The organism is Flavonifractor sp. An82 (assembly GCF_002159265.1).
In the GTDB taxonomy this organism is placed as follows: domain Bacteria; phylum Bacillota; class Clostridia; order Oscillospirales; family Oscillospiraceae; genus Flavonifractor.
Genome location: NZ_NFHG01000005.1, coordinates 180,176 through 195,284 on the forward strand (window position 1 = coordinate 180,176; position 15,109 = coordinate 195,284).

Here is a 15,109-nt window from a genome sequence, read left to right on the forward strand (position 1 = left end):
GCGCCCTGCGCCCAGGATCGCAGAATTCACAGAATATTTATATTTAAAAGAATACCATATATATCTATAGCTGTAAATAATCCCAGGATATTTTGCTAAAGTTATAGCAAAACAGATGGGAGCATCGTTATGGAGATAGGCAAGCGCATCACGGAATTAAGAGAAGCTGCCGGTTGGACCACCAATCGTCTGGCCAATCTGTGCGGACTTTCTCAGAGTTTCCTGCGTTCTGTGGAGTTAGGCGAGAAGGGAATTTCAGTGGAGAATCTCCAGCTGATCTGTGACACTCTGCACATCTCTCTGCGGAACTTTTTTGATATTCCATCAGAGCAGGACACTGAGCAGGATCGGCTGCTGCGTCAGATTGCTGGACTAACGGATGACCAGAAGCAGGCGCTTGCCCTTTTTCTGGAGACAATGTCCAAATAGAACAGAGGACCCGGGAAAGCACATGCTTTCCCGGGTCCTCTGTTTCAATGGATTGGTTGTTGTGTGCCTGAATACGCCTTAGATAAGGCTCTCCACAAAGCGCATAAGGATGGTCGCTACCTCGGCACGGGAGGCAGAACCCTGGGGATTCAGCTCCCCGGCGCCGTTGCCGGTGATGATACCCTCGTCCACGGCCCACACCATAGCCCGGACCGCCCAGTCGCTGACCTTATCCCGGTCGGGATAGTCGGGCAGATCCTTCTCCACCATGGGGCTGCCGGCATAGCGCCACAGCATGGTGACCAGCTGCTCACGGGTCAGGTCGGCCTCCAGGTTGGTGCCGTCGGATATACCCTCGGCCACCGCCCAGGCAGCGCCCGCTTCATACCAGGTGGAACCGGTGGAGGTGTCCACCCCATCATAGCGGGCCAGCATGGTGAGCATCATGGCCCGGCTGGTGATAACGGTGGGAGAGAACGCAGCGGCGGCAGTCCCGTTCATGAGGCCGTTCTCATAGACGTATACCACGGCGTCGTAGAACCAGTCCTGCTCGGCCACGTCGGCGAAGGGCAGCTCAGGCTGCTCAGGCTCCACCACGATCTCAGTGAAGGTGGCCGTCACGGTCACCTTGCCGGCAGGCATCTTAAAGGTGTACTTGTTGTCGTCCTTCTGTGTGATGGTTACCTTGCCGCCGTCCTTGTCGGTGACAGTCAGCTTCTCCAGCTCATAGCCCTCGTCAGGCTTCACAGTGATGGTGACGGTGTCGCCCTTCTCGGCACGGGCGGGGGACACGGTGATCTTGCCGCCCTCGGCCTTGTCCACGGTGACCTGGTAGCTTGCGGAGGACGAGGAGGAACCGCCGCTGGGAACATCAGGTTCGGGCTCAGGCTCAGGTTCAGGGCCGGGTCCCGGCTCCCCCGAGTCTTCCACAACGCCGGTATCCTGAACATCAGCCTGTATTTCCGCATAGGTAGTCACACCGGCGGCCTGGGCTGCGATGGCAGCTCCCGCAGAAAGGGGCTGTTCCAGATAGACGCAGAAGGTAGTGGCACAGGGCTGGCTGTCCTCCGGATCCTGTGTAACCGACCAGTCTGCATCTACCGGTACCAGATTCCCTTCTACCTGCCGGCCATTTACCGTCACGGTCAGATCGGTCAGGGAGGAGAGGAGTACCGGCCGGGTAAACCGCAGGAATACCACGTTCTGGCCGCTGTAGGCAGAGACCGTCATATCGGCGGGCTGCTTGGAGACCATTCCCAGGTTAACTCCGGTCTGTACCGGAGGCACCGGCAGCCAGGCGCTACAGGCTGTCTCATAGCCCCCGGCAGTAGCGACCACCTGCCACCAGCTGCCGTTGGGTACCATCCACAGGTACTGACCCAGCGCGTCGGTGGTGAGAACGCTGGTCTGGGCGTAGTCCCCAGCGTTCCACAGGTCTGCATCAGTGCCGTCGGCCGTGCTCGCCTGATACAGTGAGACTGTCACCCCGGACAGGCGGTTGCTTTCGATGCCCTCGTACACATAACCGGAGGGATCGCCCAGGCCGGGCCCGTCAATGTCCTGGGTGCGCTGCTTCTTTTTGCGCACATTTTGGAAGGTTACCGTGGTGTTCGCCCCGGATTCAGGGACAGTGACCTGCTTGACCGCTTCTACGGGGTAGTAGCCCTGGGCACACCAGGTCTCTACCACCTGGTAGCTATGGCCCGCCACAGCGGGGACCACCACAAAGCCTGCCGGGCTGGTGGTAAAGCTCCGGGTGCTGCCGTCATACAGATCAACGACCGAGTAGCCCGCCACCTTGGAGGCCCCATCCTGAATTGCCTTCTGGATGACGAAGCTGGCCGGCGTGTATTTCAGGGTGACGATCTTCCAAATCTGATAGTCCTCCGTAGAGCCGGTGTAGGTGACCTTCACCTGGAACTTCCGTTCCTCATTCGCCGTGATGCTCAGCTTGCCCTTAGAATCCAGACTTACTCCTTGAGGATGATCTACCAACTCAAACGTATAGTCCTCCGGTTCGAAGATCTTTTCTCCATTATGGATGGTCTTGCCGCCCACCTCTGCTGTGAAGGACTGGAACAGTAGCGTCAGATCCAACAACTGAGTTAGGTCACTGTTAGACTGAACATACATGTCTTCCTCAACGGTCTTGAATCGAGTGGGCATGACGTTAGCACCCAGCTGGAAGATGGGGAAGGATGCCTCATAGAGGGACTGGCTCCATTCCAGGGCAGGAAGAGCCCTTGCTAGTTTGATCGAGGCTGTCACGCCAGCATCTACATCCAATGTACACGTTACCAGCAGTTCCGCTTCCAAGCTGTTTGAGCCAGGGGCATTGGAATAGGAGGCTGTACCATGTCCACCGAAGGTGATGGTCGGACCTGCAGTTACATATAGCCCCGCATCGATCACAGCCCACAGCTCCACACCTGCCGAGGCGGTCAGTGCAGCAGATGCTGACGCCCGAAGATGGAGTTCCATATTAGCAGTCACGGTCTCTTCTTTGGGCTGGCAGAATTTCTGGAAGCCACCGTTTTGGGTATACAAGAGACCATCGACCTGGCCCTGGGTCAGTTGGCTGTGTAGGACCAGTTCGCCGAAAAAGGAGACGTCGGTCTCCAGTTCCAGAGAGGCATAGATAAACAGTCCGGGCACGTTAGTAGGGATGCGGAACTCGCCCAGAGGGATCCCGGGTTCAGACTCATCATCGCCGCCTTCCAGATCTTCCAAGAATTGCTCAACTGCTGTTTGACCGAAATATTCTTCGATTTTTGCTTCAGCGCCCTCATCTGGTGCCTCTCCAATGGTGACGGAGATGTCGATTTCCACGGTCTCAGTTTGATCTCTGGTCAGGTATAGGGACTGAAGTTCACGGTTCTCCAACGTAATACCAAAATCAAACCCCTGTCTCAGTTCATAGGAGAAGACGCCCTTTACGGCGGTCTCCGTTTCCTGGTCGAAGGGGAGTTTGGTCGTCATACTGCTTTCCACAGTGATCACGGGTTTAAGGATCAGGACGGGATGGGTCAACGTTCCTTCCAGCCCCATTTCCAGGTCAAACGATACCGGAAGCTCTTCTACGTCCTCGTAACCGTTCTCGTCTGCATAGGTGGCCACAGCGCTCCGGAAGGCTCCGTAGGTCTCGGTCTCCATAAAAGACCGGACAATCGCAGCCTCATCAAGACCCTCGAGAATCAAATCATCTGGATTTAAGCTGGCGACCTTATTAACATCCAGCGTCGTATAGATATCCCCCAGGCCCGCCTCCTCATAGGTATAGGTGTTTTCGGCCTTATCTGTAATCACAATGGCCGTCCCGCCATCGTTCAGGATCAGCACATCATTCACCTTATAGGAATTATCAGTGGAGGTGAACGTATTACCCGAGAACGTCAGCGTGGCCGGGTCTACATCATCATGAACAACGTCAACTGATATATATTCACAAGTACTTACACCTATCTTTTCACCGCTGATCTGGATGTACAGGGTGTCATACCCCGGATAGTCCGGGAAGGTGCCGCTCTCCAGGTGGGCCACATACAGCTCACCAGATGCATATTCGGCAGAGACAATGGTACCGCTGGTATCTGTTGAATAGTTGACTGCTTTTCCGGCGCTGACGGTCAGGGTGAGTACAGCCCCATCAGAAATCTCAAAGGTAAAATCCGTATCTTCGCTTAGAAAGGCGCCGTCGCTGTCATTCTCCTCCACTTCTTCCCGTTCCGGCACATCTATGGGAGTCTCCTCCGGCTCCTCAGGCAGGACGGTACCGGCAGGCATCCACTCAACCCGGAACCGCTCCGGGTTGGGAACGTTTACACCGTCATAGTCGTGCTGCCCCATCCAGGTGCCGGTGGACGCGTCATAGGCCAGAGGTACCTCGGTCTCCTCGCCGGTCCAGTCGGTGGTGACCACCGTCACGTCCTCCACCTTGTCAGGGGTGCCGCTGTCCCCCACGAAGTCCACCGCGAAAGTAAAGGTAGGCAGGTCGGGCCAGTAGGTATAGAAATTCTTGTTGCGGGTGCCATTCTGGTAGTTGATGACAAAGGTCTCCTGCACGTTAGGGTCGGCGGAGGTCTTGCCATGGATCCAGTTGGTCATGGTCAGGGTCTCCACCTCGGCATTGTCCGGGGCATAGTCCAGGGTGAAGGGATCGCTGGTGGTCACCGTTTGACTGCCCTGGGTGACCACGGCATGGATGGAATGACTGCCTGTCCGGTCCTCTATCTGGATGGTAGTACTCCAGCTGCCCAGGCTGTCGGCCGTAGCCATGCCTATGTCGGTCTCCCCCTCATAGAGGGTCACGGTGCTCCCAGGCACGGTATGGCCGGACACCGGGATACTGGTGCGGTTTACCTGAGTGGGCAGGGACAGGGTGAGGGCGCTGACAGACAGCTCCATGGATTCTGAATGGTTTTGGCCCCCGTCATTCACCACAGCAGTGATGGTATAATCACCGGCTTCGGAAGCCACAGCACTGAAGCGGACGATGTCGCCGTTTTTCACACTCAGGGAAGAAAGGTCCTGCTGGTCTGCGGAGACCGCCTGCCCGTTGACTGTCACGCTGCCTTCCTGCAATTCAATGTTGCTCGGCAGGTCGAAAGAAATCGTGCCGCTGCCGGTCATAGCCAGGGCGGTACGCACGGTAAAGACGGTACCCGCCGTCACCTGCCCGCCGTTGACCACCTCCATCAGAGCGGCGTAGGGGCTGGCTCCCGGCGTGCTGCTGATGGTGACCGTTTCCTCGGGATAATAGGCAAAGTTGTACTCAGAGCCGAAGTCAGACACGTCCAAGGCGGTCTCCTGGCGGTTCCCGCCCACCGCGTGCATCCCGGCACCCAGGGTGACCACGTTCGTATTGCCCGTCCGGTCCATCACTGCGAACTGCGGGGCAGTCAGGGTAGTGGTGCCCCCCAAGAAGCGGACCAGGCCGCCCTCACCGTAGATGGCCTCCCGGCCGTACGTTCCGCTGGTAACGGCGTTGATGGTTCCGCCCAATACCGACAGGCTGCCCAGAGGCATGAGGGAGATGGCAGCGTTGTATCCTTTTTTGAGGTTCAGGCTTGTGTTCTCCCCGCTGACGGTCATCTCGCCCCGGAGATTGATAGCGCAGTCCAGTCCATTGGTCTCAAAGGTGCCGCCGATGATGTTAGCCTGCCCGCCGGCCATAACCTCCAGGCCCACCGCCCCATACCGGTCTCCCTTGTCGGGGGCATCGGCGGCGCGGCTGATTCGTACGGTGCCGCCGGTCTGGGTGAAGGTGGTCCTCTGCTGCACAAAGATGGCCTTGGCATTATATATATTTTGAAAGACCAGCTCACCGCCGGTGACGCGAACCTCGCAGCCGGGGTTGATGCTGAGCAGCTCGCTGTACTCTTCCCCACGGTTTTGGGCGTCAAAGCATACCTTGCCGCCCTCCACCGACAGGGTCGCATTGTTGATCAGGGCAAAGAAGCTGTCCTGCGCTTCGTTCTCCCGGGGTGTAACATTCAGCGTACCGCCATTCGTCACTTTGATGGTGGTAGCCGTGATCTCATCGCCTGCGGCCTCTTCGTTCCGATGATTATCCCCGTGCATATGGATGCGGTTGACGTTGACCGTGCCGCCAGTTCCGATGGTGGCATTGCCCTCGATCAGGATCCCCATCCAGCTGCTGACAGCATTCAGGGTGGCGTTTTTTTCCACCACCAGGTTCATGCGGCCGGAGAAAGCGCAATAGCCATACTGACCCGCCGCCTCATCGGCCCAGTAGCCGCTGCTGCTCTCGGCGGTGACAGTGGCTCCCCCGGTAATGGTCAGCGTGTCGGGGATCTCTGCATCTGTACTCTCAAACCAGACGGCGTGCTGTGGAGAATTGACCGTCAGTGTGCCGTCTCCCTGGATGGTTGCGGCGCTGCATTGGCCAAAGCGCAGCGCTGTGTCCATCTCAGAAGCGGAACTGTCTGGCAGACTGATGGTATTCGTGCCCACCAGCTGAATGACCAGACTGTCCAGCCCCCAGGCTGAGATGGAAGTAAGCTGGGCATTGTTTAGCGTCAGGGTACCGCTGTTGCTCCCTGTGCTGGTGTAGGATACTCCGTTAGGCAGAGGCCCGTCCAGCGTCTCGCCGTCGCTGTAGACCATGACCTGACCGTTGACCTCAATGAAACCACGCTCGGGTTCCTCCGCCAGGACCTCCAGGGGCAGAGTTCCCCCCAGCAGGACCACGGTCAGGAATAGGGCCAACATCCTTCGCCATCGTTTCATCCGTTCATTCCTCCTCTGTTTCTATCCCGTTTTGCAAACACCACCAAATCGGGCTTATGATAGAGATATAGACACCTAGAGCCTATCATTTTTTACCAGCCCAAACAAGTGACAAAATTGCACACTCGAAAAAACGAATTTACTTTTCCCCCTCTGCCCGCTCTTCCAACTGATGCAGAAAGCGGTTCATTTTTTCCGCGCCTTCCCGGCGCATCTGGTCCGTCACGTGGCCGTATGTATCCAGGGTAAAGGCCGCTGCATAGTGGCCCAGGTTCTCCTGAACGGTTTTGATATCGCAGCCGGACTGCAGCGACAGCACGGCATAGGAATGTCTGAGATCGTGAAAGCGCAGATCCGGCAGCCCCATCCCAGCAAAAATGCGCTTCAGGTTACGGTATACCACATCGTGCTTGATATGCCCGCCCAGCTCATCGGTAAAGACCAGATGGTCGGGATTGCTCCACCCCTCCTGGAAGAAATCCGCCAGCTGTTTCTGAAGCGCCCTCTGCTTCTCCAGCGCCCGGATGGCCACATCCGGCAGCACAATAATCCTGGGCTTATTGCTTTTAGGTGTAGTATACCGATAGCCCTCCTTTCCGCCCAGAAACTGGAGCTGCCGCTTGACCGTGATGCACCCTTTCTCCCAGTCAATGTCCTCCCACTGCAAGCCAAGCAGCTCACTCTGGCGCATACCGGTCAGCAGATCCAGGAGGTAGAGGTACTGGTACCGATGTCCCTCAATGGCCCTGAGAAATTCGGTGATCCGCTCCACCTCCAGCACATGAATCTCCGCTCTGAATCTTCTGGGCAGCACGGCATGGTCTGCCGGGTTGCTCCGGAGCAGCCCGCACTGTACCGCTTGGCTTAATGCACTGTGGAGAACACCGTGCACATTCTTGATGGTCTTGGGATTTACCTTCTGGTGCAGCATGGTGGGCTTGGTGCTGCGGATCCCGTTTATCATTCTCTGAACCTGGATGGGCGTCAATGCCGAGAGACTTACCGCACCCAGGGCCGGATTGATGTGATTGTTGATGATGCTGATATAGGACTTCCGGGTATGGGGCTTGGTATTGCCCAGGTATTCCGTGACCCAGATATCCAGCCACTCCCTCAGCGTCATCTTTTCTGGCTCCTGGTAGGTTCCCCGGTCGATCTCCGCGGTGATCTGCCGCAGCTTCTGCGCTACCTCCTTTTGGGTCTTTCCCAAGATGGAGCGCTGCCGCTGCTTTCCCGTGCCCAGATCAAATCCAACGGTATAACGTCCCTCCCAATAGGTATACGTCTTGCCATTCTTTGTGATTGTCTTTTTCCGGATGGTGCCGGTCCCGGCGGCGCTCCGGCTCCCCTTGGTTCTGCCAGCCATCTTGTCATACCTCCCTATCTTTGGTAAAATCAGGGGAGACACAGACTGCTCTATGTCTCCCCCGTGTTTGATCAGGCCGTTTCGCCAAGGAACTTCATGACCTCCTGCCTGGGGATCCGATAAGTGGTGCCGATCCGAATGTGCTTGATCTGTCCGGAACGCACCAGTTCATAGGCCGCGCTCCGCCCGATATTCAGGACTGCGGCCACATCATCAATTCGCAGCACCATGGGCAGCTGTTCCATATTGTAGATTGTCTCCTTCTTTGCCATGTGAATTCCTCCTCGATATTACATACTTTTAGTTTCTCAAATTATAGTATACAAATGAATCCGGCTGGTTTCCGGAACTATGCAGCTTTGTTCTTCCTCTCCCGCATCATCTTGCGGTAACGGCCGCTGCCCTGGATGCTGACGCCATTGGCTTGTATCAGCTCCTTGGTGCGTGCCTGCTTCATCAACTCCTTCCAACTGTTGTCCGGTACCTCCAGCAGCTTTTTCAGATCCGACACATAGATCTCACCTCCTTCCCAGTGTTCCAGCCAATCGGACAGCCGGGCAAAGTGTGTGGGCTTATTCTTATAGGTGCGCATCTGCCCGCTGATCTGCCGAATAACCTCGGGATATTCCTCACAGACCTCCCAGTGACACCCCTGAAATCGATGACGCAGGATCTCAGCCACCCGCTCCGGCGGCGTGAACAGGAATACATGGATATCATGATCACAGCTGGGATTGCGAATCGCGCACCGGTAGATCTCCTGTTCCAGCCGGGCAGCCAGATGGCGGGTCTCGTAGTCCTCCTCCAGCCTGCTGAGGGGATGTGTCCCGCTTTGCCCGGTTTTTTCCGCCAGGATGGCGGTGTATCGGAAATAGGTCTGAGGATCCAGCCGCGGATACCCCAGCAGAATGACGTTGGTGCAGTCGTTGAACGAGTTGGAGCCGTTGTTGCCGCCGTAGTAGGGAACGCAGTCCGGCTTACCGGGATGGACAGGCACCTTCTTGCGTGCCTTTTCTGATAACAAGCGCCGCAGCGTTTCGCTATCCTCTTTGTAGGTACATAGGAAGGTTTTGCCCGGCAGATCTTCGATCATCTCCGAGAGAAAGGCCGCAAATCCCTGGAGCGCAGCCTGCTTGTGCAGTGCCTGCATGGAGACCCTGAGCCGCCTGTCTGTGTAGATATGAAAATGCAATTTTTCCATATGCAGGGGCGGCGATGAGTCCAACAGATGTCCGTGCCACAGCCCAGGATAATCCGGGTCCACCTCAGCAGTCGCGTCAAACAGGACGGTCTTTGCCTCCTCCGGCAGTCCGGGAAGCGCCTTGCGGCAGAACAGGACCTTGCCGCCGTTGATATCGAAGAAACACCTCCCCTCCATAAGGGCTTCCGCAACATCCAGGCACAGGCCCAAATTGGTCATCAGGCTCAGGGGCAGTATCCTGCACTCCTGGATGAATCTGCGGATGCTGCTTTGCATGTTCTCATCCAAGAGATCCAGTTTGTCGCACGATCCATGTTTAAGGGTATACGCACCGTGTTTGTTATCAGGGTGTCTATATACATGCCGCAATATTCTATAGAAATGATACTGAATGCAATAGCAGAATGCGTATTCGAGAGAATCAATTCGCCTGCTCAGATCAGGTCGCCTGCTGCGCTGGGCATCCATTTCCAGCAGCGCATTGGCCAGCACTTTGCTAGTGATGGCGGAGGCGGCGATATGCAGCAACTCAATTTTTTCATCAATGAGGATGAATCGTCTGGGCACACAGACATCCTCCGTCTTCCGCTCCAGATACCCTGCCAGATCCGCCGCATTTTGGGGGCGCAGCAGATCCAGATACCGGGCCTGGGTGATACCCAGGATATAGGCGCCACACCCATCCTGTGCGCTGCGTTTCCGGGGACACTCCTCCTGATGAGGGCAGTCTTTTTCCATGCAATGGCCGTGTTCCAGGGACTCCTCGTTGATACACCAGCCGTATTGCACAGAGGACCTGTGCCATGCCTGGACGGGGAGCATAATGTCCGGCCTTTTACAACCCTGCTGCAGCGTTTGGGTGATTCGGTTCAGGTCCTCCACTTGCTGTACCACCAGCAGGATTCCGCCGAGCACATCTACCAGAACATCCCCACGTTCCCAGAGCTCCGCAGCCGCATTCAGGAAGGCCTGGATCCAGGTGGATTTACCGGCTCCCGCTCGCGCCGGAATGACCAGCGGCCTGCTGGTGTCCCTGGCCGACAGGACATCATAGGTTATAGCTTTCCAATATTTGTAATTCAAACGAATCTTCCGGTCACGGCAGATCTGCTTCATGTGGTCCATGATCATGGTACACAGTCGCTGGATGTGAAAGTCATTCTCCTCTATGCGGCCGAAGTGCTCATTCGGGCAACGGGATGTGAGCCCTTTTTTAGGGGAATCTGGAGTTTCTCCTGAACCCCCCTCTGCGAGCAGTTCAGCAGCATTTTCATATGCAGCCTCACCATAAAGGCAGGACTTTTTTGCCGGGCTTTCTTGATTCTTGGCGCGCTTCTTCTGCTTCTTTTTCTTACTCATTACTGATCACCTTCCAACAATTTGATCGTTTTCACAACTTTTCAGTCAAATTGTCTTGGCAAATGGGCGGGCAAATGGCTTTGCCGGGAATGATTGGATTTGCCCGCCTGTTTGCCCGTCTTCAAAGCAGCCGCTGGGGGACTGCCACGACATAAGTACGGTCCCGGGTACCGTCTTCCAGCAGGTCGTAGCGGTAGCGATATCCTGCGGACGGTTTTTTGATGACACCGGCGTTGGCCATCAGACGCTGCAGCTCACCCGTCCAGTTGTCGTGGCGAAGGATAGAACAGTCCACGCCCTCCGTGTTCCGTGCTGCCTTTGCCAGTTCCTTGGCCCAGGTGTCTTCCAGCATAATGAGATACCGTTCCCCGGAGATATCCCGCCAAGCACCCAGATGTTTATGCTGCCGGCTGAACGATTGATCAAGGGCAGCAATGCGATCCGGATTACTGCCGGATAGAGCCTTCATTACCTCCAGGAACACCTCCGGGTCCTCCAGCGAACGGAGCGGGGCGGCCTCCGGCTCATCAGGGATTTCCGGGGCAAATACTCCCCTGACCATGGCGGCATATGGCTCCAGCATCTCGGAGGGGAGCCGCAGCTGCTTCTGGAGGAAATCCAGGTAGCTGAGCAGGATCTGGTGGAGTATGGCCCTGTGATACAGCTTAGGGTCAGGCGTCATACTCACAAACCGGCTGTCCGGTTTTCCGAAGCTGGCCCGAGCCTGGTCTATAATTGACGGTGCCCAATTGTCATCCACAGAGCACCACCAGCAGGCCAGCATGAGAGACAGCTGGGCTCGATGGTCCTGTATGAATTGATAGACCAGCGGATCATAGTGACTCAAAGCTGCCGGCCTGAGCTTGCTCCGGCACCACTCAACAGAGGAGCAGTTGATCAACACTGCGCAGCCCTGGCAGAGATAGGGTTCCGCCTCCAGCAGGTGGCTCCTGCCGGCCCGAACAACAGTGGCCACAGCATCCCGGTAACTCATGGGCACTTTCAGCTTCGCATGCCCTTTGATAGGGAAGCACACTGAGCTGAAGTCCTGGATGTGGCGGCTGAATCCGAATGAGGCTTTTCCGTAGTCCAGTACCAGCTTGCGCCTTGCAGTGTAATGCTTGGATCTCCATCGGGTCTTGTTTGAAGTGGTTTGGAGCAGATCGATCAGCAATTTCTCGGCTTCGGAGCTGGGCGTGTCCAGGGCCACGGCTGCGCGGAAATCGGGTTCCTGTTTCTGCAGCGCGGTAGCGCGCAGCCCGCCCAGCAGATTGGCCAGCAGGATGGCCCCGGTCTCAACGGATTCAAACAGGTCCAGCACGCGCAGAGACACCAGCGCGCCGGTTTGCAGATCCGTATTGTTGTAGCGTTCCCGATAGCCCTCAGGACGTTGGATCCGCCTTTGGGCCGGCGGCAGATCGAATGGGAGTTTCACTTTGGCGATGACGTTGCCCTCTTCGATCAACCGCTTGACCTGCTTGTCCCGCGCCGCTTCATGGAGCTGGGAGAAGTAGGTGATCTTTTTCCGGAAGAAGGACTCATCCAGGGGAACCCAGCAGGGTTTTTCACCACGGTGCCCTTCCACCTCCCGGTACCAGAGTTTGTTGTGGTCAGGATGCTTTACGCAGATAAAATCATGTTCTCGGCTCATACTGTTCCTCCTTGTTGTAATTTGTACACACTTCATCACCACTATTGAATGAATGGGATTTGGCCTCCTTTCTGACAAAATAGTACCTTAAACTGCTGTTTTAGTATGCCAAAACACTTCAATTCTTTTTGCCTGTTTTTAGGCTTCTGTTTTTGGATACTCATTGTGTACATCTGGCACAAAAAACAGCATCTGCTTTCAAGGCAGATGCTGCAAGGTAGATCATATAAAGAAGAGGCGATTAGAATGTCATTGAAGAATCTTTGTTTAACAAAACTACGCATTAATAAACTGGGATGTCCCGCCGGTGCAGACCCTCGCCCTGTCACAAACCGGTTTCAAATGGTCGACAGGTTGTTGGATGAGATCCGCTCTAAGAAGGGTAAGTATTCTGCATTAGAGCGAAGGAACTGGTTAGTCAATGCAATACTTGCCATGAATGTACCAAACGAGTTTTTGTCTTGGAATGTACAGGAAGGACAGACGTACGACAATCTTCCCGAAGAGATCAAGAGGTTTGATGAACTGGACGTTAACAATATCGCAGATATTATGAGAATGTATGATATAAGCATTTCGTTGAAGGAAGGAATGTACACCCAAATCAAATATATCAAGCAATTACTGCTGGATGTTAAAAAGCGGGCACCATCAGAACTGCCTGACGATGCCAAGGTTTTTTTGGACCTATTGATGGATGCGTTTCGCGAGAAGCTTTCTAAACGGCTCGAACGCACTCATAGCCAAGGGTTAAAGTGTAAAACCGGGTGTGAAGATCCGCTCAAGGAAATCTATGGTGAAGTTCTCGACAATCAGCGTTGGGAAAACTATTTGCTCTATACCGATGCCATGTTTTTTGCCTACCTGCCCTTTTACTTTTTTATGGAGTTCTTGAGATGCGAATGCAGTTACACGATTCCACGAATCAGAAAGACATTTTATCGGCAAAGATCCTCTTCGCAGCCAGAGGGTTATGATGGATTCCATTTTATTCATTGTTCAACAGAGGAACCATTTTCTGTGGTATTCCATATGCCTGCACTTTACCCAATCGCGCCGAGTGAGCAGTATGAAATCTCCCTGCTGTATCAGTGCGTTCAGGACGCGTTGCTCAATTTTATGAAGAATCTGAGCTCCTATGAGTCAGAAAGGACAAATAAAGACAAAAAGGATTCACCGGCCGAGAAAAATGGATGGGTCCTTAAAAACTCCATTGCACACGAGTTTTTTCAAGCAGCAAATGCAGATACTACGGATTGTTGTAGCTTTGATGATGTGCGCTATACGATTGAGTTAGATGAGGATCATGTACCTCTTATGGACTTCCACCAGATAAATTATAATAAGTCTGACCAGCAAGAAAAGGAACCTACGGATTCATGGCTTGATTTCAAACTTTACTTTATGCTTCCAGCCTGGAGTATTAGTTCCTTTATAAGGTCGCTCGAATTATACGGCTCTTCAAACGATAATACAGAGGTAACCGCCGCTATTATTGTTGATATAATAACAGATTTCTATAAAGATCCTTCTACTTCTCCAAAAACAAAAAAAGCCATTGAGCAAAAGCTGGAAAATCTCCCTAAATGGATGCGGCCTATCATTAAAACGCTAGGCTTAATATATAATCCCAGACTATTTATCAGTGAGGAGCCATTTAAAAATGGGGAATTGGCAGATGGTGTTAAATTATTGAATTTCTTATTATATCTGTCGCCTTCGAGGCACAAATATCCATATCGCCACAATGAGAAAATCAATCGAATATGGAGCAAGGTCATAATCGCTGGTTGTGATTTTGTCAGCGAAACAGACGACTATGTTGATAAAGTCTATCTTTGTAACCCAAGCAATGAAATTATGAAGCAATTATTATTCCATGCGGGGTTTCATATTTCTCTTTTGAGCAGGGATGAAGCTGAGCTATTATTGTCGGTGAAAAACTATGCCGAAGATGTTATCGCCTCTGCAAGTGCAACTTCCGAAATTTATAGTAATTATGTTAAATTTCAGTTTACATGCGCCCATGATGCAGTAGGCGATTTAGTTTATTGGGGAGATATCCGGATTTCCTCGTGGTATTTGCGGTTGGAGGATTTGGCAAGACTTTTTATTTCTCCTGAAAGATTAGACTGCGTTCGAGAGGTACAGTCTTTTTTAGAAAAGAATAGCGATCATATTGAACATATCTTTGACACGTATATGCAATTTAAGCAACAGGATGACCGAAAATTTGATACCATCGTGGTCAGTTTTGAGGGATACCATCAGGCACATTTTAAATATTATATTCCTCCGACGGCGACAAACCTGTTACCAAATAAAGAGGTTCTGTTTCATGCCATTAAGCAGGTCTGCGGCCATATAGATCTATCCTCTATCCAACCGGAAGTTATGGATGACTTGACGTACGCAGTACTGCTCAATACCGTCTTCAAGGGGAAATACAACAGAATGATTGCCCAATTGGATGAAATCTTTTCTAAAACAATTATTACCGCATAATTGGGGATCACATTTCTCCAGGGGGGACATTCCTGTTATAAGGGAAACGGGGGTACAAAATGTCCCCCCTAGAAAAAGAGCCAACACAGATGGAATCGCCAGTTGCTGAGCAGTCTGTGCGATGCAACGCCATTCCATCTGTGTTGGCAAATTTTTTATTTTGTGTGAGCAGTGAAAAGGATAAGGGGTGAGCTTGCTTTCAGTCTCACAGAGACGCAAAAGCAAGCCACTCCGTTCCTTTTGCGTACGCCGCTCAAAAAGTGCAGCTTGACCGCAGATGATGGTGCATCACCACCGCTGGAATGGTGCACTGCTTCCGCGGAAATGGTGCATGGCGGCCGCGGGCGTG

At 53.6% G+C, this 15,109-nt stretch carries 9 protein-coding genes; 4 read left to right on the top strand and 5 right to left on the bottom strand.

Annotated elements, in window-relative coordinates:
- Positions 1 to 129 precede the first annotated feature (129 nt).
- Entirely contained in the window at positions 130 to 429 is a 300-nt protein-coding gene (locus B5G34_RS08000; RefSeq protein ID WP_087335898.1) for a helix-turn-helix transcriptional regulator, read from the top strand.
- Positions 430 to 507: 78 nt separating this feature from the next.
- Here B5G34_RS08000 and B5G34_RS08005 read toward each other — a convergent pair whose 3' ends face one another.
- From B5G34_RS08005 to B5G34_RS18745, 4 genes are all read right to left on the bottom strand, one after another.
- A complete protein-coding gene (locus tag B5G34_RS08005; RefSeq protein ID WP_140397217.1) occupies positions 508 to 6,678 on the bottom strand; it encodes an S-layer homology domain-containing protein in 6,171 nt (2,056 codons plus the stop codon).
- A 139-nt stretch (positions 6,679 to 6,817) separates the two neighbouring features.
- Complete coding sequence (locus B5G34_RS08010; RefSeq protein WP_087335901.1) at positions 6,818 to 8,044, bottom strand: tyrosine-type recombinase/integrase; 1,227 nt, start codon at positions 8,042 to 8,044, stop codon at positions 6,818 to 6,820.
- A 71-nt stretch (positions 8,045 to 8,115) separates the two neighbouring features.
- Positions 8,116 to 8,316, bottom strand: coding sequence for a helix-turn-helix domain-containing protein (locus B5G34_RS08015; protein WP_087335903.1), 201 nt, complete (start codon positions 8,314 to 8,316; stop codon positions 8,116 to 8,118).
- Positions 8,317 to 8,393: 77 nt separating this feature from the next.
- A complete protein-coding gene (locus B5G34_RS18745; RefSeq protein WP_162609447.1) occupies positions 8,394 to 9,521 on the bottom strand; it encodes a hypothetical protein in 1,128 nt (375 codons plus the stop codon).
- A gap of 243 nt (positions 9,522 to 9,764) precedes the next feature.
- On the opposite strand from B5G34_RS18745, the gene B5G34_RS18750 reads away from it, so the two are divergent.
- Together B5G34_RS18750 and B5G34_RS18755 are read left to right on the top strand one after the other, a co-directional pair.
- Positions 9,765 to 10,484: a hypothetical protein gene (locus B5G34_RS18750; protein WP_162609448.1), complete on the top strand. Its 720-nt coding sequence runs from the start codon at positions 9,765 to 9,767 to the stop codon at positions 10,482 to 10,484.
- A gap of 35 nt (positions 10,485 to 10,519) precedes the next feature.
- Positions 10,520 to 10,759 carry a hypothetical protein gene (locus B5G34_RS18755; RefSeq protein ID WP_162609449.1) on the top strand — a complete coding sequence of 80 codons (240 nt, stop codon included), beginning with the start codon at positions 10,520 to 10,522 and terminating at the stop codon, positions 10,757 to 10,759.
- Here the strand turns inward: B5G34_RS18755 and B5G34_RS08025 are convergent.
- Positions 10,726 to 12,255, bottom strand: coding sequence for a hypothetical protein (locus B5G34_RS08025; RefSeq protein ID WP_087335907.1), 1,530 nt, complete (start codon positions 12,253 to 12,255; stop codon positions 10,726 to 10,728). The two genes, B5G34_RS18755 and B5G34_RS08025, sit on opposite strands and share 34 nt — an antisense overlap.
- A 246-nt stretch (positions 12,256 to 12,501) precedes the next feature.
- On the opposite strand from B5G34_RS08025, the gene B5G34_RS08030 reads away from it, so the two are divergent.
- Complete coding sequence (locus B5G34_RS08030) at positions 12,502 to 14,760, top strand: hypothetical protein (RefSeq protein WP_087335909.1); 2,259 nt, start codon at positions 12,502 to 12,504, stop codon at positions 14,758 to 14,760.
- The last annotated feature ends 349 nt before the right edge of the window (positions 14,761 to 15,109 follow it).